Origin of the sequence: Labrenzia sp. THAF187b, from assembly GCF_009363375.1 — a bacterium.
GTDB classification, from domain to species: Bacteria; Pseudomonadota; Alphaproteobacteria; order Rhizobiales; family Stappiaceae; genus Roseibium; species Roseibium algicola.
This window is the reverse complement of sequence record NZ_CP045344.1, coordinates 2077187-2099098: the sequence shown is the minus strand read 5'-3', so window position 1 is coordinate 2099098 and position 21912 is coordinate 2077187. Positions and strand designations below refer to the sequence as shown.

Annotated in this window: 20 protein-coding genes; 14 read left to right on the top strand and 6 right to left on the bottom strand. The window is 61.3% G+C overall.

Going from position 1 to position 21912, the window contains the following annotated elements:
* Positions 1-4 precede the first annotated feature (4 nt).
* Positions 5-1510, top strand: coding sequence for an efflux transporter outer membrane subunit (locus tag FIV03_RS09740; RefSeq protein ID WP_152509422.1), 1506 nt, complete (start codon positions 5-7; stop codon positions 1508-1510).
* Between the two features lie 50 nt (positions 1511-1560).
* On the opposite strand, the gene FIV03_RS09735 is transcribed toward FIV03_RS09740, so the two are convergent.
* On the bottom strand, positions 1561-2451 hold the full coding sequence (locus tag FIV03_RS09735) for a LysR family transcriptional regulator (RefSeq protein ID WP_152509421.1): 891 nt from the start codon (positions 2449-2451) through the stop codon (positions 1561-1563).
* A 99-nt stretch (positions 2452-2550) separates the two neighbouring features.
* On the opposite strand from FIV03_RS09735, the gene FIV03_RS09730 reads away from it, so the two are divergent.
* Both FIV03_RS09730 and FIV03_RS09725 read left to right on the top strand, forming a co-directional pair.
* Positions 2551-4113, top strand: coding sequence for a proton-conducting transporter membrane subunit (locus tag FIV03_RS09730; protein ID WP_152509420.1), 1563 nt, complete (start codon positions 2551-2553; stop codon positions 4111-4113).
* Positions 4114-4128: 15 nt separating this feature from the next.
* On the top strand, positions 4129-6507 hold the full coding sequence (locus FIV03_RS09725; protein ID WP_152509419.1) for a DUF2309 domain-containing protein: 2379 nt from the start codon (positions 4129-4131) through the stop codon (positions 6505-6507).
* 55 nt (positions 6508-6562) lie between these two features.
* Here FIV03_RS09725 and FIV03_RS09720 read toward each other — a convergent pair whose 3' ends face one another.
* From FIV03_RS09720 to FIV03_RS09710, 3 genes are all read right to left on the bottom strand, one after another.
* Positions 6563-7246, bottom strand: coding sequence for a YafY family protein (locus tag FIV03_RS09720; protein ID WP_152509418.1), 684 nt, complete (start codon positions 7244-7246; stop codon positions 6563-6565).
* Between the two features lie 65 nt (positions 7247-7311).
* Entirely contained in the window at positions 7312-7707 is a 396-nt protein-coding gene (locus FIV03_RS09715; RefSeq protein WP_152509417.1) for a Rid family hydrolase, read from the bottom strand.
* Between the two features lie 216 nt (positions 7708-7923).
* Positions 7924-8355: a nuclear transport factor 2 family protein gene (locus FIV03_RS09710; protein WP_055661544.1), complete on the bottom strand. Its 432-nt coding sequence runs from the start codon at positions 8353-8355 to the stop codon at positions 7924-7926.
* Between the two features lie 171 nt (positions 8356-8526).
* Between FIV03_RS09710 and FIV03_RS09705 the strand changes: the two genes are divergently transcribed.
* From FIV03_RS09705 to FIV03_RS09655, 11 genes are all read left to right on the top strand, one after another.
* Entirely contained in the window at positions 8527-9036 is a 510-nt protein-coding gene (locus FIV03_RS09705) for a sigma-70 family RNA polymerase sigma factor (protein WP_197923201.1), read from the top strand.
* Positions 9033-9797, top strand: coding sequence for an anti-sigma factor (locus FIV03_RS09700; RefSeq protein ID WP_152509415.1), 765 nt, complete (start codon positions 9033-9035; stop codon positions 9795-9797). The genes FIV03_RS09705 and FIV03_RS09700 overlap by 4 nt, the downstream gene beginning before the upstream one ends.
* Positions 9798-9951: 154 nt before the next feature.
* On the top strand, positions 9952-10749 hold the full coding sequence (locus tag FIV03_RS09695; RefSeq protein ID WP_152509414.1) for a substrate-binding domain-containing protein: 798 nt from the start codon (positions 9952-9954) through the stop codon (positions 10747-10749).
* Between the two features lie 187 nt (positions 10750-10936).
* Positions 10937-12034: a LacI family DNA-binding transcriptional regulator gene (locus FIV03_RS09690; RefSeq protein WP_152509413.1), complete on the top strand. Its 1098-nt coding sequence runs from the start codon at positions 10937-10939 to the stop codon at positions 12032-12034.
* A gap of 399 nt (positions 12035-12433) precedes the next feature.
* Positions 12434-13486: a sugar ABC transporter substrate-binding protein gene (locus FIV03_RS09685; protein ID WP_062491318.1), complete on the top strand. Its 1053-nt coding sequence runs from the start codon at positions 12434-12436 to the stop codon at positions 13484-13486.
* A 95-nt stretch (positions 13487-13581) separates the two neighbouring features.
* Positions 13582-14388 (top strand): ATP-binding cassette domain-containing protein, encoded by an 807-nt coding sequence (locus FIV03_RS09680; protein ID WP_055661540.1) that lies wholly within the window; start codon positions 13582-13584, stop codon positions 14386-14388.
* A gap of 14 nt (positions 14389-14402) precedes the next feature.
* A complete protein-coding gene (locus tag FIV03_RS09675; protein WP_152509412.1) occupies positions 14403-15650 on the top strand; it encodes a sugar ABC transporter permease in 1248 nt (415 codons plus the stop codon).
* A 27-nt stretch (positions 15651-15677) separates the two neighbouring features.
* Complete coding sequence (locus tag FIV03_RS09670) at positions 15678-16406, top strand: SDR family oxidoreductase (protein ID WP_152509411.1); 729 nt, start codon at positions 15678-15680, stop codon at positions 16404-16406.
* 3 nt (positions 16407-16409) lie between these two features.
* A complete protein-coding gene (locus tag FIV03_RS09665; protein ID WP_152509410.1) occupies positions 16410-18026 on the top strand; it encodes an FGGY-family carbohydrate kinase in 1617 nt (538 codons plus the stop codon).
* 32 nt (positions 18027-18058) lie between these two features.
* Complete coding sequence (gene fsa, locus FIV03_RS09660; RefSeq protein WP_152509409.1) at positions 18059-18712, top strand: fructose-6-phosphate aldolase; 654 nt, start codon at positions 18059-18061, stop codon at positions 18710-18712.
* A gap of 126 nt (positions 18713-18838) precedes the next feature.
* Positions 18839-19132: a hypothetical protein gene (locus FIV03_RS09655; RefSeq protein ID WP_152509408.1), complete on the top strand. Its 294-nt coding sequence runs from the start codon at positions 18839-18841 to the stop codon at positions 19130-19132.
* A 27-nt stretch (positions 19133-19159) separates the two neighbouring features.
* Here the strand turns inward: FIV03_RS09655 and FIV03_RS09650 are convergent, their stop codons facing one another.
* A complete protein-coding gene (locus tag FIV03_RS09650; RefSeq protein WP_152509407.1) occupies positions 19160-19843 on the bottom strand; it encodes a hypothetical protein in 684 nt (227 codons plus the stop codon).
* A gap of 317 nt (positions 19844-20160) precedes the next feature.
* Complete coding sequence (locus FIV03_RS09645; RefSeq protein WP_209009924.1) at positions 20161-21672, bottom strand: caspase family protein; 1512 nt, start codon at positions 21670-21672, stop codon at positions 20161-20163.
* Between the last annotated feature and the right edge of the window lie 240 nt (positions 21673-21912).

Sequence of the window (21912 nt, the reverse complement as noted above, 5' to 3'; positions counted from 1 at the left end):
TTCGATGACCCTTTTCAAACCTGAGGCCGGCTCTGCCTGCGCCGTCCCCTCTCAGCGCCGCAAGACCTGGTTGCGGCTGGGAGCGGGCCTGATGGCGGCAACCCTGCTGAGTGCCTGTTCCGTCGGCCCCGACTATCAGCGCCCGGATGTCTCCGTACCCGGCAAGTGGCGCAACACGACAGGCGAAACGCCTGCCTCCGTGCCGCAACTTGCCAACTGGTGGACGCAGCTGGGCGATGCCCAGCTCAACAGCCTGATCTCGCTCGCGGTTCAGAACAACCTGGATGTCCGCACCGCCAAGGCCAAGGTGCGTGAAGCCCGGGCAAGCTACAAACAGGCCTCCTCGTCGCTCTTTCCGAGCCTTGACGGTGCGGCCGGCGTGAGCCGCTCCAAATCGAGCGGGTCCGACAGCGTCGGCACGCTCTGGAACGGTGGTTTCGATGCCGCATGGGAGATCGACATCTTCGGCGCGAACCGCCGAGCAAAGGAAGCGGCCAAATACGGTCTTGATGCTGCTGAGGAAGAGCTTCGGGCAAGCTTGCTGACCCTGATTGGTGACCTTGCCACCAACTATGTCGAAGCGCGCGGCTTTCAGCAGCGGCTGAAACTGGCGCAGGACACCGCGAAATCGCAGCAGTCCTCGGCCGATCTCATCCGCAAGCGTTTCCAGGCCGGCTCTTCCTCCGGTCTCGACGTTGCCAACGCGGAAGGTCAGGCGGCATCGACAGAGGCCAATATTCCGGCCCTGAAGACAGCTCTTGCCGCCTCCATGCACCGGCTGAGTGTTTTGACCGGTCAACAGCCGACTGCCCTTACCGACCGGTTGCTGGCAAGCAGCCGAATCCCGACACCGAAATTGCCGATCCCTGTCGGGATTCCGGCAAGCATCCTGCTGACCCGCCCGGACGTTCGCCTGGCTGAACGCCAGCTTGCGGAGGCAACCGCGAAAATCGGTCAGGCAACGGCAGCGCGTTATCCCTCCGTCAGCCTGACAGGTTCCATCGGCACCGCCGCAGCCGACATTGGCGATCTCGGCAAGAATTCCTCGATCAGCTGGGCCTTCGGCCCGTCGCTGTCCGTGCCGATCTTCAATGCAGGCAAGCTGGCGGCAGGCGTCGAGATTGCCGAAGCCCAGCGCGATCAGTATTTCCTCGCCTACCAGGCGTCGGTGCTGACGGCACTGGAAGATGTCGAAAACGCTCTTGTCGGCTTCACCCAGGAACGCAAGCGTGTCGCCAGTCAGCGGCGTTCGGCGGAAAGCTACAAGTCGGCCGCCGAGCTTTCCAGATCGCTCTACCAGACCGGCGCCGCCAGCTTCCTCGATGCCCTCGATGCTGAACGCTCGACCTACTCCGCCGAAGACACGCTCATCCAGAGCCGTGTCCGCCTGACCACCTATTACATCGCCCTGCAAAAGGCGCTTGGCGGCGGCTGGACCGGCAAGGTGGAAACCGACAAGCCGGAAGTGGTCGACAAGAACACCGGCCCGCATTTGTCGGTCGCGTACTGACACGACCTCGGCACCACGTTTCGGACTGGGCAAAGGCTTGAAACCCTTGCTCAGTCCGTCTTGTTTTTGAAAGCCTGTAGCAAGTCGGCGACCAGCGGGTTCGGGAAGCGCCGGTGCAGCGTGACGGCGAAGAACTCCTCCTTGAGCCCTTCCAGCCTGCCCAGCTCGATCAGCCGTCCCGAAGCAAGCTCGTCTCTCACGACGATCGGCGGAATGACGGCAAGCCCCGCGTGCGCACGCGCAAGCAGGCGGATCATCGCCATGTCGTCGGCTTCCGCGGCAACTTTGGTGACGACACCCAGTTGCTCGACCATCGCGTCGAAAGATGCCCTGAGGGCCGATTCCGGCGTCGGCAGGATCAGCGGCTGCGAAGACAGAAGCTCCGGCAAGGGCAGCCCCGCCAGATCGGCTGCGGTTGCGGGTCCGATCAGGCTGACCGGCTGTTCGGAAAGTCCATGTACGAGATAGGGACTGGAGGCATCGCGGGCTGGCACAAGGTTTGTCAGGACCACGTCGATCGCCAGTGCTTCCAATGCCCTCAGAAGGTCTGCCTGCGCCCCGGAGCGCAGCACCACTTCGACGTCCGATCGTCCGATCAGGGGTTCCAGGAAGCCGATCTGGAAATTTCGCGAAAGCGTTGCGAGTGCTCCCACCCGCAAAACCTTGCGCTCGGTGCCCGCGTTGCGCAGGGTCGCCGTCAGGTCCTCGGCGGTCCGAAAGATCGCTTCCGCGTGATCAAGAGCGATCCGTCCGGCCTCCGTCAGCACCAGCCCACGTCCGCGTCGTTCAAACAGATCGTGTCCAAGGGAGGCTTCCAGCGTCTTGATCTGCGAGGATAGTGCCGACTGCGACAGGTTCAGCACCCTGGCAGCTCCCGTCAGTGTTCCATCCCGCGCAACTGCCCGGAAAAGCCGCAGATGATGAAGGTTCAGCACGAGAATACTTCCAAATTATAGAACGATTTTGATTATAATATGTAATTTTTTGCAAGAAAACGAGGCGGTATATCCACGGCGTCTTTCAGCGTCCGTGAGGTTCCCATGCCGTACCTGTTTCCCCTGCCCCTTCTTGCGCCGTTGCTGTTGCTGGCTTCAGCGGCCGTTTCAACAATGTGTCCGGGCCGCCGCCCAGGGCTCTATCCCAAGGCTTCGGAAGCAAGTGCGTTTATCGCCCTTGTGCTTGCCCTTGCCGGTCTGGTGCAGCTTCTGGTCTTGGGAGCAACGGAAGCAACCTTGTTCGAGGGTCCGTTTACGCTTGTTGTGCGGCTCGACCCCATCAGCGTGACGATGACCCTGTTGGTCACCTTCATCGGCTGGGTGGTGATGCGTTACTCCCGGACCTACCTCGACGGCGAAACGCGAGAAGGGGCCTTCCACGGCTTGATGCTCACGGCACTTGCGGCCGTACTGGTGGTCGTCCAGTCGGGCAGCCTGTTCCTGCTTGTCCTCGGCTTTGCCGGGATCGGCCTCTGCCTGCGCAGGCTTCTGCTGTTTTACCCGCAGCGCGCCGCCGCCCAACGGGCCGCCACCAAATTCGCGCTTGTCTGGCATGCAGGTGACATCTCGCTGCTGCTGGCCGCGGGGCTGTTCATGGCAAGCACCGGCACCGCACAGCTTGGACAGCTTTCTGAAACGGTCGGGCCTGATCTCTCCTTCGTCGAACATCTGGCAGTGGTGTTCCTGGTGCTGGCAGCCGTGCTGAAAACGGCCGCCTTCCCCCTGCACGGCTGGCTGACGGAAGTCATGGAGGCGCCGACCCCGGTTTCCGCCCTGCTTCATGCAGGCATCATCAATGCCGGCGGGTTTCTTCTGATCAGGACGGCAGATCTGGTTCAGGCCAGTCCTGGCGCCATGGGCACGCTCGTGGCTCTTGGTGGCCTGACCGCTCTCTTCGGGGCAGTGGTCATGCTGACCCAAAGCGCGGTGAAGACAGCCCTTGCCTGGTCAACGATTTCCCAGATGGGTTTCATGCTGCTGCAGTGTGGTCTCGGTCTTTGGCCACTCGCGCTGCTCCATGTGGTCGCGCACTCCCTCTACAAGGCCCATGCCTTCCTGTCCTCGGGTGGAGCGGTTCTGGCCGTGGCCAAGCTGCGGCGCCCCGGCCCGATCGCAATCCCCAGCGTTGCCAACGTGCTCCGGTCCTTCGCGATCGCCTTGTTTCTCTACGCGATAGTCTCCTTCGCCTTCTCGATGATCGCAGGCCCGAAAACCCCTCAGGCGCTTGCCATCGGAGCAATGCTCATCTTCGGTGTGGCCTATCTGGTGGCGCAAGGTCTTGCAGATGCGGCCCCCGCTGAACTGACGTATCGCACCTCGCTGGCCGCAGTCATCGTTGCCTTTGCCTATTTCGGCTTCCAGCAGGTTGCCAACCTTCTATGGGGTGCAGCTCTGCCGCAGGCACCTGTCGCCGGCCCCCTCGAATGGGCACTGATCGTCCTGGCGGTGCTTTCCTTCGGCATCGTTGCCGTTGCTCAGACGCTTTTTCCCCTCTGGTCACACCACCCGTCGAACGCCGGCTTGCGCGTTCACATCGCCAACGGCCTTTACCTCAACGCCCTCCTCGACCGTTTCATCGGCGGATACCGGGTTGCGAACTCCAAGTAAGACGAGGCACTTCAGATGTTTATCAAGCACACCCAATTCAGCTCACTACGGGTTTCGGGCATCCTCGAGGCAGGCACGTCAGCCATAAGGGCCATCCCGCCCGCCTTTCCGCTGGATGCGACCGTTGCCGTCAATCCGTTCCTCGGCCAGGCTGGAGAGAGCCTCGCGGAAGCATCCGCACGCCTTGCCAGAACGAGTGGCATCCACCTGACCCGGCCCAGAAGCGACTACGGCGCCGAGATCGCCTGTGGCCGCATCTTGGATGAAGACCTGACGGCCGCCCTTGAGGCATACAACGCCGGTAACAAGCCGGCGGATGTCGCGCAGCTCAAGGCAGTCGCCCAAATGGATGGACCGGCACCGGCAGCCGTACCAACCATTGCCGAACTCGCTGCTTCTGTATCCGGCATTGACTGGCCGTCGGTTATCGAAAAAACCGTTGGTCTGTGGGCCGCCGGTTACTTCGACCGCGGCCAGGCGCTTTGGTCTCCGGCCCCGGGCGAGGGCGCTTATGCTGCCTGGCGGTCCTGGGCGAGCCGTGACCTGACACCCGAAATTGCCGGACTGACGGGGTTCTGCTCCCACGTAACCACGTCTCCGGATACTTCCGAACAGGCAATCCTGCGGGTAACCGACCGGCTGGACATCAGCGTTCCGGCTGCCGAAACCCTGTTTCACCGGCTGCTGATGGACCTGGGAGGCTGGGCGCAACATGCACGCTGGCTGCTGTGGCAGGCAGAACAGGACGGCACGACGGACGGCACGCTCGGCGACCTGCTGGCCGTCCGGTTGATCTGGGAAGAGGCGCTTTTCAACCGATTCCCGGCAATCGCCGAGCAGTGGCAAGCCACGCTTCAGCTTCATGCTGCGCCACTTGTTCCGGATCGTGACCAGATTATCGATGCCATTTTGCAGGACGCGGCCGAGCGGGCATACCAGCGGTCTCTCGGACAACTGTTGAAGGCACCGACCAGGAACACCGGGGAGCGCCCTGCCCTTCAGGCAGCGTTCTGCATCGACGTGCGCTCGGAAGTCTTCCGGCGGGCGCTGGAAAACCAGAGCCCATCGATCGAAACACTCGGGTTTGCCGGTTTCTTCGGTCTTCCCGCTGCTCACCGGGACCACGGCTCCGATGTTGAAGAAAATCACCTGCCGGTCTTGCTGAAACCGTCCATGACGTCAACTTGCCACGGTTCTCCCGGTGAGGAAAAGACGGCACGCATCGGTGCGCGGGCCATACGGGCACTGGACAGGTTCCGCCAGGCCGCTGTCTCGTCCTTCGCCTATGTGGAAGCTGCCGGCCCACTGTATGTCACCAAGCTGGTGAAGGATTCGCTCGGCCGCCCCACAAGAAAGGTCTCGACCAGCGCCGCCCCCAGGCTCGACCCGACGCTTGATGCCGAGACGAAATCAGCGACCGCCGCTGCGGTCCTGAAGGCCATGAGCCTCACGAACAATCATGCGCAGATGGTTTTGCTGGTTGGCCACGGAGCCAATGTGAAAAACAATCCGCATGAAAGCGCCTATCATTGCGGCGCGTGCGGTGGCCATTCAGGCGAGGTTTCAGCGCGGTTGCTTGCAAGCTTGCTGAACGATGCCGAAACCCGCGCCGGACTTGCCGCCCACGGCATTGCTCTGCCTGACGACACCCGGTTTGTCGCGGCGCTCCACGACACGACTACAGACGAGATCACCCTGTTCGACAAGGACCAATCCGGCCCGGTGGATGAATTCGACCTTCTGCAAAAATGGTTGAAACGGGCGGGAGCCGAGGCACGGGCCGAGCGCGCCTTGCGCTTGCCGGGCACGAATGCTGCCTCCATTGCTGCCAGAGCATTCAACTGGGCCGAAATCAGGCCGGAGTGGGGACTTGCAGACTGTGCCGCGTTCATCGCTGCCCCCAGAAATCTGACATCGAAGGCCAATCTGGAAGGTCGCGCCTTCCTTCACAGCTACGACTGGAAAACCGACAAGGACTTCAAGACGCTTGAACTCATCCTCACCGCCCCGGTGGTCGTGGCGAGCTGGATCAGCCTGCAATACTATGGCTCTTCAGTTGCGCCGGATGTCTTCGGTGGCGGCAACAAACTCATCCACAACGTGGTTGGCGGCATTGGCGTTGTGGAAGGCAACGGCGGGCGCCTGCGGCCCGGCCTACCTGCACAGGCACTGCATGATGGCGAGAAAGGGATGCACACCCCTCTCCGGTTGTCGGTTCTGATCGAAGCCCCCGAAGCGGCGATATCTACCATTCTGGATGCGCACCCGGATGTCCGGAACCTTTTCGAAAATGGCTGGCTGCATCTGTTCACGCTTCGGAACGGACGTATGGCCGCGCGCTACCAGCCGGATGGTTCCTGGGCAGAGGAAGAGATGACCAGCCTGGCAGCCTGATCCTGAAAGGGCCAGTCCAGTGACCGGTGGTCGCTGGACCTGTAGGATGCTCCGGCTACCCCTCTTCCTCGCAAGGCTCGGTTGCCAGGAAAGCACGCAGTCCTCTTGTCTCGTCGTCCTCGAAAACCGTGCTTGTGACGCTCAGTTTCACGATACGGTCGAAACGGAAGGTGCGGAAAGCCTGACGCATTTCGCACCACGCACTGAACATCCACCCGTCTGTCATGTTCCAGATGATAAGCGGGCGGACGCTGCGCTCCGTGGGTTTTCCATCGGCATCCTCGTAACAAATATCGACAACGAGCTGCATCCGGATGGCCTCGCGGATCAGGCTGACGGTCGGTGGGGCGCTGTTCTTGATCTGCAGGCTGAAATACGGCGCGTCGGCCAGCTTGCGTTTATCGGGATCCGGCATGCCGGCCTGGATCATGGCACGCACTTCATGTGCCGCCGATGCCAGCGCCGGGTCGCCCGTGCGTTCCACAAAGGAAAGGCCGATCGCCAGCGCATCGACCTGATCATGGGTAAACGTCATGTTGGGCAGATCGAAGCCCGGACGCAGCAGATAACCGATACCGGCCTCCCCTTCGATGGGAAGGCCGGACGCCTGAAGGTGGGCGATGTCCCGGTAAATTGTGCTGAGGCTGACTTCGAACCGTTCGGCAAGTTCTGCGCCCCGGATAACGTCGCGGGTCCGCATCTCGTTGATGATCCGAAACAGTCTTTCCGCGCGTCGCATTCCGTTTCCTCACGCTCCAGAAAACCGGATGCAACCGCTTCGAAGCTGCATTCAGGTGTCGGGCCTCAGTCGGCAGCGGTCGCTTCGATCTCGAACATGAGCGGAGGAAGCGCAAGCCGGCTCACGCCAAGTAGTGTCATTGGCGGCGCAGCGTCAAGACGGCCGAACCGCGCTCCCAGGACTTCGAAATTCTTCAGGGCCTCGTCCACATCCGTTGTGTAGACCTTGACCTGAATGACGTTGGCCAGGGTCATCCGCGCTTCGGCCAGTACGGCTTCCAGGTTGTCCAGCGAAAGCTCGATCTGACCGCGCATATCCGCGGCATGCTGAGGATTTCCCTCCTCGTCGACAGCGGTCTGTCCGGCGCAGATCAGCTGCCTGCCCATGCCTTCAACAATTTCGGCCTGATTGTAGCCGAGCCTGAGCGACCAGGGCCAGGGATTGACGGGAGTTCTGTTCATGGGGCGTCCTTTCGATCTTCTGAAACAAGAGAACGCCTATCAACCACAGGCCTCCTGTCACCGTGGTGAGAGGAGAGTTTGTGCCCGGGCCGAATTTTTCGAGAACGGGGCCTTGCCCTGCGCAAAAAGACATCCTGCGTTCTTGCAAACGCAGGATGCTTGCGCGCCGGTTTCCCCTGCCATGCAAGCGGGAACAGCAGGCAGGGAAATGCCGGCTTACTTCGCGAGCTTGGGGTCGATCTGCCAGACTTCGCTTGCCAGCTTGCCACTCCGATAGGTCAGGACGTAGCGGACCGGGATCGTGTTCTTGCCGGAAAAGCGCACATTGGCGGTCACCGTCACGCCAGCAGGATTGGCATTTTCCTGAACATTCGAGACATCGACCTTCAACTTGCCCTGCGCCCCTGTGAACTTGGTCCAGACCGTGCCTATGTCTGCAGCACCGGTATAGACACCATCCAGCGGGCCACCGACCCATTCCAGCACGGCCTTGTCGGAATAGGACGCCTTGAGGGCATCGACCTTGCCGGTTGCGATGTTGTTGAAATGGGTACGTGCCAGGTCTTCACCCGGCCCGGCCAGGGCTGCGGATGCAAACAGAACCGTACCTGCGAAGGCAGTAGCGGCAAATTGACTGATCGGCTTCATTTCAGATCTCCATTCGTTCACTGTTCCAGATGCGATCGGCCGCATCCGGTGCTGTCCACGCAGGTGGCAATGTTTTCCTTCCCGAAGGAGCCGAAATATCTTTTTCGCCGGCGACGGAATAATTCGCGCAGCACAGGCGTTGGTGTCAGTAGTGTCCACGAGGAAGAGCTCTTGCCCGACAATACCCAAAACCTGCTCAGGGAGACGCCGGCGCTGCATCGCTACGCGGTAACGCTGACCTGCGACCAGGCGGAAGCGGAGGACCTTGTGCAGGACTGCCTGGAACGGGCCTTGCGCAAATGGAGCCTTCGCCGGTCGTCCGTACCGCTGCGGCCGTGGCTCTTCCGCATGATGCGCAATCTTCACGTCAGCCGCTGGCGGCGCTTGCGGCGCCATTCGAACCATATCGACCTGGACGATCTGGAAAACCAGCTTCAGGCGCCCGCCTCGCAGCAGGACAGCGCCGAGCTCAAGCATCTGCTGAACCGCATGCTGGCCTTGCCAGAAGACCAGCGCGAAGCACTGTTCCTGGTCGGCGTGGAAGGCTTTACCTATGCAGAAGCCGCCGCAATCCTGAACGTTGCCGAAGGAACCATCATGTCGCGCATCAGCCGCGCCCGTGCCAGACTGAGAGAAGACCCCCGCGCCTCCGAGCGTCCCCATCTAAGGAGCGTGACATGATTTCCCAGACGGAGCCTCCCATCCGGGAGGAAGACCTCGTTCGATACGTCGACGACGAGCTGCCTGCGGACCGCAGACGCGAGGTCGAAACCTATCTCAGGGACAATCCGGAAGCTGCCGCCCGGGTTGAGGCGGACCGCCGGATCTCGGCAAACCTGAAGACAGCCTATTCCCGCGTGACTGCAGAACCTCCCGGCCTGACCGCGCCTTCAGGGGGCAGATGGCTGCCGCGCGCCGGCATGGCCGCCTCCATCGCTGCGGCCCTGCTGGTCGGCGTCTTTGCCGGCTGGTCGCTGAAACCGGATGCAAGCCTGCCAGCGTATCAGCCCTTCCTGACCGATGCCCTGACGGCTCACCGAACATTCACCGTTGAGGTTGCCCATCCGGTCGAGGTGGCAGCCAGCGACCAGCGGCATCTGGCGACCTGGCTCGGCAATCGGCTGAACCATCCGTTCCGCATTCCCGATCTGCGGGTTGCCGGACTGACGCTGATGGGTGGACGCCTGCTGCCCAGCGGGGCGGATCCGGCAGCGCAACTCATGTATGACGATGCGGACGGCAACCGGGTGACCGTCTATCTGCGCCGCGGGGTCGACGGTGAACCGAAATTCCAGTTCGCGGAATCCGGCACGGAACAGGCGTTTTTCTGGAGCGACACCGGGTTCACTTACGCAGTGACCGGCGACATGCCGCGCTCACAGCTTTTGAACCTTGCCCACCTGATCCAGACCCAGCTTGACCCGGCGCAACAATCGAACTGAAAGTCGCCAGACCATTCTGACAGAGACCTCGCGTGTTCGTGACCCCGCCCTTGGGAAGACCTGGCAGCCGGCCGGCGTAGTCAGGTGCGGGGGCGGTGCAAGACCGCCTTCGGCGCGCATGCGTCACAAGCCAACAGAATTCAGGAATTCCGATATGAAAACCTCCCTTTGTGCTCTCGCGCTGCTGGTTTGCGCCGGCCCTGCACTCGCCCAGGAAAGCACACTCGCCGATCCATCCATCAAACACCGCCCCGCCGACGGAGTTGTCAGACTTTATGGTGCGGGCGGCCCGCACACGGCGTTCCAGAAAGTTGCAAAAGCCTTTGAAGAAAAAACCGGCAACAAGGTCGAAATCACGGCCGGCCCGGAAACCACCTGGTCCGCAAAAGCCCAGGCGGATGCCGATATCCTCTGGGGCACATCCGAACAATCCATGACGGCGTTTCTGGAAACCTATGGCAATTTTGACTCTTCCCAGGTTCAGCCGATCTATATCCGGCCCGCCATCATCGCCGTGCGCGCGGACAATCCGAAAAAGATCGAGGGCTTTGAAGACCTGCTCAAGGACGGGATCAAGATCGTCGTGACCGAGGGCGCCGGTGTCGCCAACACATCCGGTACAGGTGTCTGGGAAGATATCGCCGGAAGGACCGGAAATCTCGGTGACGTGTCGGCGTTCAGATCGAACATCGTCGCGTTTGAAAAAGGCTCCGGTGCCAGTTTCCGGGCCTTCAAGGACCTTGAGGCCGATGCCTGGATCACCTGGCCGAACTGGCCAATCAACAACCCGGACGTTCTGAGCCTTGTTGAACTGGACGAAAACCGTCGCATCTGGCGCGATGTCAACGTCGTGCTTTCCCCCGACGCCGACCCGCAAGCCAAGGCTTTTCTGGACTTCCTCCAGACCCCGGAAGCCGCGGCCCTGATGAAAACCGAGGGTTGGAAGCGCTAACACCGCGCTTTCCCCTTTTGCCAAGCCCCCCCTCCGCGCCCATGCCTCCCAGGGCGCGGAGGGGGGATGCAACGCCTTTCCGAAACGCTCTGAGCCTACCTTTCCCATTTTTCCGCTTGCCAACCTCAAACCGCACTGTTAAACGTTTAACTGTAAAACGTTTAACAGCGTTGGGAGGCGCTGGCAGATGTCCCGGAAAAAACCGTCCATCAAGGAAGTCGCCGCTCTTGCGGGCGTGTCGATCGCGACGGTATCGAACGTCTTTTCCGGGCGCAAACCGGTCAACGACGAGCTGAAGGAGAGCGTGCACAAGGCTGCGCGCGAACTCGGTTACCAGCTCGACCGGGCCGCTTCCCAGCTGCGCTCGGGCCGAACCCGTATCATCGCGGTAATTGTCCCCGACCTCACCGACACCTTTTTTGCCACCATCGTCTCCAGACTGGAAACCGCCGCATCAGCGGAAGGTTACGACGTGATCGTCGCCAGCTCCCATAACGACCGCGCGGTGGAATCCTCACGTCTGAAGGCGTTGCTTGCATGGCGGCCGGAAGGGCTGATTGCCGTGCCCTGCTCAAGCACCATGCCGCCGGAACTGAAGGAAGCAAAATCCACCTTGCCGATGGTTCTGGTCGACCGTGTTGCTGCAGAAGGGGCAATTGCCGATACGGTGACCATCGACAACCGTGAGGCGGGCGAGATTGCCGCAAGGCATCTGCTGGAGCGAGGCCACCAGAACATTGCAATCGGCGTTTCCGACCTGGATCACCCTCCGATCCTGGAAAGAACGGAAGGGGCTGCCGCCATCATCGAGGCGCAAACCGGCAAACGGCCAACTATTCTCAATCTGGGTTCCGATATCACCGCAGGCACCAGGACGCTCCTGGACTGGATGGAACGCAATCCCCTGCCGGAAGCAATCATCGCGCTTACCAACGTCACGACACTCAGCGTGTTGTCGGCCCTCGCCGAACACCGGATCGACATCCCGAGCCGCGCGTCTGTCGTCGCGTTTGACGACTATGCCTGGATGTCCGCCCGCAACACCGGACTGACGGCCATCCGACAGCCGGTCGACAAAATCGCGGAAACCGCCTGGCGCCGGCTACTGCAGCGGATCGAGGGTGACAGCAAGGCACCCGTTACCCCGGCAGTGCTGAACGCGAGCCTGATCGTCCGTGCCTCGGTGCGCGATCTCGAAGCAGGCGAAGACATGCATTCGCAAACACACACCCCGGCACCGAGGGACAGCGCCTCGGCGGAAGGGCAGGAAAAGAAGATCCACTGATGCCATCCGCCTCAACAGGGCACGACGGCAGACAGGCGGCAAAGACCGCACGGACACATGGGAGGAAGAGGAGGAAAATCGGACTTCAGGATCAACGGACACTCAAACGCTATCAGTCCCGTTGATCCGGACGAGAAACGCGCGGAGTGCGGTGAGCAACCCCGCGCGTCGGCAAGATCGTCCTGAAATACCCACTAACCGAAGCGGCAGGTAGATCCTCTCATCCGCCGGAACCCGTAAAGACGCCCCGTGCCGTTGCACCGGCCGAAGCGTCAGGGTTTCTGCGCGGACTCGATCATGCTCGGCCAAGATTAGCAGTGGTCTTTCAGGAAACCAACCGGTCTTGAGCGCACCCGAGGACGGGGCCGACGGACCGTTTTATTGATGGAGGAAACTGAAATGAACCCGATGAACAAGAAACTTGCCGGAGCGGCCATCGTTGCCGCCGCCCTGCTGCAGGGAACCGCTGTCCAGGCTGCGTCCGGCACCGTCGCATTCCTGATGCCAGACCAGGCATCAACCCGCTACGAGGAACATGATTTCCCGGGCTTCAAGGCGGAAATGGAGAAGCTTTGCCCGGATTGCACCGTCATCTACCAGAACGCGGATGCAGACGTGGCGCGCCAGCAGCAGCAGTTCAACTCCGTTCTGACACAAGGCGCCAAGGTGATCGTGCTTGATCCGGTGGATTCCAGCGCGGCCGCCTCGCTCGTCGCCCTTGCCCAGAGCCAGGGCGTGAAAGTGATCGCCTACGATCGCCCGATCCCGGACAAGACCGCCGACTACTACGTCTCCTTCGACAATGAAGGCATCGGCAAGGCAATCGCCGAGTCCCTGGTGCGCCATCTGGAAGAACAGGGCATCTCGCCGGAGGCCGGCGGCCTGCTGCAGATCAACGGCTCGCCCACCGATGCCGCTGCCGGCCTGATCAAGGACGGTATTCATGCAGGTATCGCCACCGGTAAGTACAAGACCCTGGCCGAATTCGACACGCCGGACTGGGCACCGCCCAAAGCCCAGGAATGGGCCAGCGGCCAGATCACCCGCTTCGGCGATCAGATCGTCGGCATCGTAGCGGCCAATGACGGCACCGGCGGCGGCGCCATTGCCGCCCTGAAGGCTGCCGGCGTCGACCCGCTTCCGCCTGTAACCGGCAACGATGCCACCATCGCGGCCCTGCAGCTGATCATTGCCGGCGACCAGTACAACACGATCTCCAAGCCTTCTGAAATCGTTGCCGCGGCGGCTGCCAAGGTTGCCGTGCAGTTCCTGAACGGGGAAACGCCGGAAGCCAAGACGACGCTCTACGAAACACCTTCCGAGCTGTTCGTTCCGGCCGTGGTCACGCGCGAGAACCTGAAGGAAGAGATCATCGATATGGGCATCCAGACGGCTGAGGAACTGTGCACGGGCCGCTATGCCGAAGGCTGCAAGGAACTCGGCATCCAATAACTCCTCCTCCCAAGCAGGCCGCCCGACCCAAAAGGTCGACGCCCGGAAGGCCGGGCGGCCATCCAGAAGACCCAGAAAACCATGAGCCGGACAAGATGACCGCCACTTCTCCCCAATCCGCCACGGATCGGCAGCCGATCCTGAGCCTCAAGGGCATTTCGAAGAACTTCGGCGCGGTGTCGGCATTGACCGATATCGAGCTGGACGTCCATCCAGGTGAAGTCGTTGCCCTTGTCGGTGACAACGGCGCCGGAAAATCTACCCTCATCAAGGTGCTCTCCGGCGTTCACGCGCCGACTTCCGGCACCATTCACTTCGAAGGCAAGCCGGTGACGATGCACGGGCCGAGCGACGCCCTGCACCTTGGCATCGCAACCGTGTTCCAGGACCTCGCCCTGTGCGAGAACCTCGACGTCGTTGCCAACATCTTCCTGGGCCAGGAACGCAGTCCCTGGCATCTGGATGAAGTGGCCATGGAAGTCCGCTCCTGGGAGCTGCTCAACGAGCTGGCGGCCCGAATTCCAAGCGTGCGCGAACCGATCGCCTCGCTGTCCGGCGGCCAGCGCCAGACCGTCGCCATTGCCCGGTCCCTGCTGCTCAACCCGAAGATCATCATGCTGGACGAGCCGACCGCCGCCCTTGGCGTTGCCCAGACGGCGGAAGTTCTCAACCTGGTGGAGCGGGTCCGCGACAAGGGCCTCGGCGTCATCATGATCTCCCACAACATGGAAGACGTGCGCGCGGTCGCAGACCGCATCGTGGTGCTGCGGCTTGGCCGCAACAACGGTGTGTTCTCGCCGCAATCGTCCAACGAGGAACTGGTCGGAGCCATTACCGGCGCAACCGACAATGCCGTCACCCGCCGCGCCAGCAAACGGGCGGCCGCAGGCGCCACGGCATAAACAAGGAAACCACCATGAACGGCTCCGCTCCCGAACCCCGGCTGCTCGACCGCAGCGATACGCGCGTCAAGCATGCCAGCAGCCTGACCGACGTCATCAGCGCCTTCATCGATCGTGTGAAGGCAGGCGACCTCGGCTCCCTGCCCGTCATCGTCGGCCTCATCGTCATCTGGACGGTCTTCACCATTCTCAATCCGCTGTTCGTTACGCCGAACAACCTTGTGAACCTCTTGTTCGACTGCTCGACAGTCGGCGTCATCGCGCTCGGCATCGTCTGCGTGCTGATGCTCGGCGAGATCGACCTATCCGTCGGCTCCATGAGCGGTGTCGGCTCGGCCCTGATCGGCGTGCTCTGGGTCAACCAGGGCGTTCCGCTGCCGCTGGCGATCCTGGCGGCGCTCAGCACCGGCGCGGTCATCGGCTCGGTCTATGCACTGCTGCGCACTCAGCTTGGCATGCCCAGCTTCGTCTCGACCCTCGCCGGTCTGCTGGCGCTTCTCGGCCTGCAGCTCTACATGCTCGGCTCCACAGGCTCCATCAACCTGCCCTACGGCTCCTGGATGGTGAACTTCGGCCAGCTTCTGATGATGCCTGCCTGGGCCTCTCACGCAGTCGCACTTCTGCCTGGCCTCGCCATTCTCGTGATGGGAATTCGCAACCGGCGCCAGCGCCAGGCAGCCAATCTCTCCGTTGGCTCTGTTGGCGGGCTAGTGTTCAAGGCGCTGTTCACCACCATCGCCTTCGAAGCCGCCGTCTTCTATCTGAACCTCGGTCGCGGCGTGCCCTGGATGTTCGGCCTCTTCGCCCTGCTTGTCGTTGTCATGAACTATGTCTTCACACGCACCCAGTGGGGGCGGTCCGTGAAGGCAGTCGGCGGCAACGCGGAGGCTGCGCGCAGAGCCGGCATCAATGTCACCTTCACCTACCTCACGTCCTTTGCGCTGTGCTCGCTGCTGGCGGCCCTCGGCGGTGTTCTGTCTTCCGCGCGGCTTGCCTCCGCCAGCCAGCAGGCAGGCACCGGTGACGTCAACCTCAACGCCATCGCGGCCGCCGTTATCGGTGGTACCAGCCTGTTCGGCGGACGCGGGTCGGCATGGTCGGCGCTGCTTGGCATCATCGTCATCCAGTCGATCTCAAACGGGCTGACACTTTTGAACATGTCGTCCTCGCTCCGCTACATGATCACCGGCTGCGTGCTCGCCATTGCCGTCATCGTCGACAGTCTCGCCCGCCAGAGCCGCGTCTCTCACGGCCGCGCCTGACCGGATTTCAATTCAAGGATTTCGAACATGACCGATGAACTCAAAGGCAAGGTCGCGGCCATTACCGGTGCCGCGTCCGGGATCGGCCTGGAATGCGCCAGGAGCCTGCTTGCAGCCGGCTGCCGGGTGGTCCTGATCGACCGTGCCGAAGCCAGACTGAACGCGATCTGCCAGGAGCTCGGACCGGACGCCATTCCGCTGGTGGTCGACCTCATGGACGGGCCCGCTGTCGATGGCATGCTGGACCGGATCGTGGAAAAGACCGGACACCTCGACATCTTCCACGCCAATGCAGGAGCCTATGTCGGCGGCAGCGTCGTCGACGGTGACCCGGACCAGTGGGACAAGGTGCTCAATCTCAACATCAATGCCGCGTTCCGCTCCATTCGCGCCGTGTTGCCACATATGGTGGAACGCAAGACCGGCGACATCATCGTCACCAGTTCCATCGCCGGCCTTGTGCCGGTCGTCTGGGAACCAATCTATACCGCCTCGAAATTTGCCGTGCAGGCCTTCGTACACACGGTACGGCGCCAGGTCGCCGAACACGGGGTGCGCGTTGGTGCGGTCGCGCCGGGACCTGTGGTTACAGCCCTTCTCGATGACTGGCCCAAGGCAAAGATGGACGAAGCCCTTGCCAACGGCAGCCTGATGCAACCCCGGGAAGTCGCTGATGCCGTCCTGTTCATGCTCAGCCGCCCGCGCGGCGTCACCATCAGGGACCTTGTCATCCTGCCGCAAAGTGTGGACCTTTGAGGCATGAGCAAATTTCTGATTGGTATTGATGTCGGCACAGGCAGTGCCAGGGCTGGTCTGTTCGACCAGTCCGGCAATCTGGTTGCATCGGCAAAACGTGACATCGCCCTCTTCAACCGGGGGCCAAACCTTTACGAACAGTCTTCCAACGACATCTGGCAAGCCGTGGCCGCTACAGTACGCGAAGCGGTCGGCACGGCCGGGATCGATCCGGGCGATGTGGCCGGGATCGGCATGGACGCCACCTGTTCGCTGGTGGTCATCGGCCCGCAAGGCAGCCCGCTGCCGGTGGGCGATACGGACCACCCGGAGCGCAACATAATCGTCTGGATGGATCACCGCGCTCTTGACCAGGCCGAACGTATCAACGCCGGTGGCCACGACGTGCTGCGGTATGTCGGCAGCCAGATTTCACCGGAAATGGAAACCCCGAAACTGCTCTGGCTGAAAGAGAACCGGCCAGAGATCTTCGGCAAAGCCGAGCATTTTTTCGACCTGACCGATTTCCTGACATGGCGGGCGACCGGCAGCCTTGCACGGTCCATCTGCACGGTTACCTGCAAATGGACCTACCTTGGTCATGAGCGCCGCTGGGACGCCGACTATTTCCAGTCCATCGGTCTTGCCGAACTCTGCGCGAATGATTTTGACCGCATCGGCACCACCGTTGTCGATGCGGGAACGGCACTGGGCAGCGGGCTGACGGCAGAAGCGGCCGCAGATCTGGGCCTGCGTGAAGGGACACCCGTTGCTGCCGGGCTGATCGATGCTCATGCGGGCGGTGTCGGAACGGTCGGGTGGCAGGACCAGACAGAGGCGGGATCGGCGACAAGCCGGATGGCCTATGTCTTCGGCACCTCCGCCTGCACCATGACTTCGACAACAGAACCTGCCTTCGTGCCAGGCGTCTGGGGACCTTATTTCTCCGCGATGGTTCCAGGCCTCTGGCTGAACGAGGCGGGTCAGTCGGCGGCAGGTGCCGCCATCGACCATCTGGTCCGCTTCCACCCGGCCTCCACTGACGCCCTCAAGCAGGCGAAGGAAGCAGGTCTCGGCCTCAACCAGTGGCTTGCTGCGGAAGCCGAACGGCTTGCACCGGAGGGGACAGACATTTCAAGGCTGGCAGACGGTCTGCATGTGGTGCCTGAATTTCTCGGCAACCGTGCACCGTTTGCCGACCCGGAAGCAAAGGCCGTCATTGCGGGCCTCGATATGGACACATCCGTCGCCGCTCTCGTCAGGCTCTATGTTGCGGGCATATGCGGTCTCGGATACGGCCTCAGACAGATTGTCGAGGCGCAGTCCGCAAAGGGCATCCGGACGGACACCATCGTCGTCAGTGGCGGTGCAGGCCAGAGCCCTTTGGTGCGCCAGCTTCTGGCGGATGCCACGGGCCTCGTGATCGCCGCTCCCAAAACCGCGGAACCGGTCCTTCTCGGCTCGGCCATGCTCGGCGCTGTCGCTGGAGGCCTGCAAAAGGATATTCCGGCCGCCATGGCAGCCATGTCGGCAGCCGGCGAAACCTATGCACCCGGCGGCGCCGAGGCCACATCCTACCACAACAAGCGGTACGAGGCTTTCGAGCTGCTACAGCAGACCGCCCGCAAGATCCGCGGGTAACGCTGCCCGCCATTCCAAACGGAAAGAAAGACATGAAGTTTTTTGTCGACACGGCGGATGTCAGCGACATCCGCGACCTCACCGAACTCGGCCTTATCGATGGTGTTACAACCAACCCGTCCCTGATCCTCAAGTCCGGCCGGGACATTACCGAAGTAACCCGCGAAATCTGCTCCATTGTCGAAGGTCCGGTTTCGGCCGAAGTCACGGCTACCGAGTTCGAGGCAATGCTGCGGGAAGGCAAGACCCTTGCAAGGATCGCCCCCAACATCTGCATCAAGCTGCCGCTGACGCTGGATGGTCTCAGGGCCTGCCGTGCACTGACTACCGAAGGGTTCAAGACCAACGTCACCTTGTGCTTTTCCGCCAATCAGGCGCTGCTGGCGGCCAAGGCCGGCGCAACCTTCATTTCCCCGTTCATTGGCCGACTGGACGATATGGCCATGGACGGAATGGAGCTGATCCGCGAGATCCGGCAGATCTACGACAATTACGGCTTTGAGACCGAAATTCTTGCCGCCTCGATCCGCACGGTCAATCACGTCAAGGAAGCAGCGTTGATCGGCGCCGATGTGGCAACTGTGCCGCCGGCAACGATCAAGGCGCTGGTCAAGCACCCGTTGACCGACAAGGGACTGGAGCAGTTCCTTGCGGACTGGGCAAAGACCGGCCAGACGATCGCCTGATCGACTGAAGAGTACGTACAGACAACTTGCCGGTTCCCCCCATGGGCGGAGCCGGTAAATCCACCCGAATTGAACCCGATGACGGTTCAGGCGTTTCCAATGGAGAGACATCCATTGGAGGATAGTATGCGCCCGCACGAAAATGTCCGGACGATTGCAGCCCTTGCCACCGCACTGACCCTTGTGTGCGGCACCGCTCTTGCAGACGACAAGAGCGGCGACTGTCAGGTTGAACCCGGCGCAAAGTCGCAAGACCGGGTTCCCGCCGATACTGAAGAAACTGCCAGCCTTTCAGACTGCGACGGTGTTTTGATGCCAGCCCCGGTCGGAGACCGCGAGCTTGTCGAACCTGCTCCCGATGTCGGTGAAACGCCGGTCATCACTCCGGAGGAGATCCCGGATCAGCAGCCGGCGGACTGAAGCGACCGCCAGCTGGATCGGTGATACTTAAGACCGCAGCAAACGCTTGGTAGACCCGACAGCGGTTGCGATCTGGGAATAATGCGTCTTGCGCTTTTCCGAGTTTCCGGCCGAACGCAGCAGCTTGGTGACGCTCTCGTCGATAGCTTCCGATGCTTCACGGCGGGCCTGTTCGAGATTGGCCGTGGAAACGGCCCGGTAGGTACGCTGACCCACGGCCGCGCGTGGAGCGCTCCGGTCCTGATATTTTGAAACAATGCCATCAAGCTTGCGGGAAAGGCTCCGCAGCTCCCGCGCCGCGTCGCGATAGTTCGGCCGGTTTTCGATTGTCGAGGCGGCGCGGCCCAGAACATTCCTCAAACAGTCGAAGCGGTATTCGGGCCGGATGGAATTGCGGCACTCGTTGCTGCCGTTCTGGATTATCCAGATGACGCCGCGCGTGATCCTTTCGTCGAGATCATGGGACGCGCTCAGCTTCGGGTCGCGTTCCTGCCGATCGACATCATAGGAAGGACCAGACGGTTCGCTGCTCATGGAAGAGCTGTACTGCGCAAGCAGTAGCTCCTCCAGAACCGAACCCAGTGGATCTGCCGGTGCAAGCGACTGACCACCCGGAACGGCGACCGCATAAGCAGGCACACTGGCAGCCGTCACGACTTGACCGGCGAGCACGGCAACGGCCACACCTGCGCAAAACCTGTTTCCAAACATGGCTTCCTCCAATCAACTATTCAAACACATCGAACAAATCACCAGCGACAACTGATCGGACCGGGCAGTAATCACGATTGACGTGACAACTGCTATCGGAAAAGTAGCAAAAATCTGCAATATGACTTAGAAAAACGTCTGCACTGTCTACATTGAAATCAGGGATTGATATTTCCCGAAATGTTTCTTTTGATTGTTCTTTTTCAATTTTAAACCCTTGGAATAAAAGAACAAGTCAAAAATTACCTTGCGTCATGCAGCGCGCAATAATGGCTTTGGAAGGCGGGAACCCATCTCAACCGGAAAACGCAATGGCCCTATTCGGAAAGCCCGTAAGCTTTGCGCAGACCTCTCTGGGTCTGCGGGCCGAACTGGCCGTCGATGGTCCCGGTATAGAAAGAGCGTTCTGAAAGTTTCCGTTGAAGGGAGCGCCGTGTCGTAGCCTTGAACATCTTCGGGTTTTCCGAGAGCTGGCTCAAAACTTCCTCGTTGCCGGATCTCAAGGCGCGATAAAGATATTCTGCCGCATCGTCCGGTTCCTTGCCATCGACCACACCGTCATCGATCAGAGCTGCGTAATTGAACATTGCTTCCGGGTGCCGCTGATCGGCAGCCTTTCCGAAGAGCTCAATCGCCTTTTTCGGATCACGCGCGATCCCCAGGCCGCCCTGATAGTAAAGGAACCCGAGATCGTTGATGGCATCCGCAAAGCCTTCGTCCGCGGACCTGCGAAACAGTTCCAATGCCTTTTCGACATCCTGTTCGACGCCAATGCCGCGCTCATACATGCGGGCAAGCTCGAACATGGCTTCAGGATCACCCGCTTCCGATGCAGTTTCCAGAAATGCTGCCGCACGGGAGGGATCGTATCGGTCCTCGCTCGGGTTGAGGCGCATGTAGGCAAGGCCTTTCAGCGCCCTGCTGTCGCCTTCCCTTGCCGCCACCTGCAACTGCTCTTCCTGGCTGACTTCAAGGCGCCCCCAGGCATTACGACGGTCTGCCGCCGCAAGCACGTTGACCTCCTGGCTGCCGCCCGCAAGGAAGTAGGGTTTACCGGACAGTGAGCCGTAGGTGTGCGGCTCCTGCGCGTTGGCGGTGGCTTTCAGCACGGAATCGCGCACCTGCCGGAAGGCGAGGCCTATTTCCAGGTCCCTGATCTTCAAGGTCTGGGCCAGCGCCGACGCAAACGGACTGTTTTCACCTGCCCCGTCCAGTGCAACGGCTCCTGCTTCGGCGGCGTAGGCCACCAGCGTGCCGCGTTCGGGAGAAGGCGCCGCCAGCCCGCGGCCATAAGCCCCCTGATTTACGGTGAGCGTTTCCTGCCCGCCCACATCGGCAAACGGGTCGTTCCGGCAGGAATCCAGGATCACGATCCTGAGCTGCCGCGCCTTGTCGACCGCTTCCAGAATGTCATCGAGAGAAATCGAGGTATCGGCAACCTGCTGCCGGCTGCCTGCCTTGGCGTCGGAGGGAACCAGGAAATTGCGCCCGCCGACTTCGATCCCATGTCCGGCAAAATAGACGAGAGCCACATCCGCCGTTTCCGCCTCGAAGGCGAAACGGTCCAGCAGTTCGCGGAACTCCGCAAGCCCGATGTTGAAATGCTCGGACACTTCGAAATTCAGCTCGTTCAAGGTGTCCGAAATCAGCTTGCCGTCATTGGTGGTATTGCTCAGATCAGGAGCGTTCTCATAGCCCGCAATGCCGACCACAAGCGCCATGCGCCGTTCCGCGAACGGGTCCGTCGCCGCGTGAGCTGACAGGCTCGTCAGCACCAGAAACACCACAACGGACCAGACAGCCAATCCGTTGATTTTAAAAGTCTTCAACAGCAGTTCGACCCGGTTTCGCATTTGGCGCAATCACATGAAAACCCTGTTTCCGGCTTGGTACAAGTTCCGGAAAAACCGCTTTCATAATTGGCGGATTACCTTGCGAAAACAACCCCTCTTTTCGCAACGTCACCTGACTGCAGCTGTCACCTTTCAACCGGTACAATCCCAAAAAAGCGGCCGGTCCGCGACAAACGAACCGGCCCAAGGCGGACATTGCCTGAAGACCACATCAGA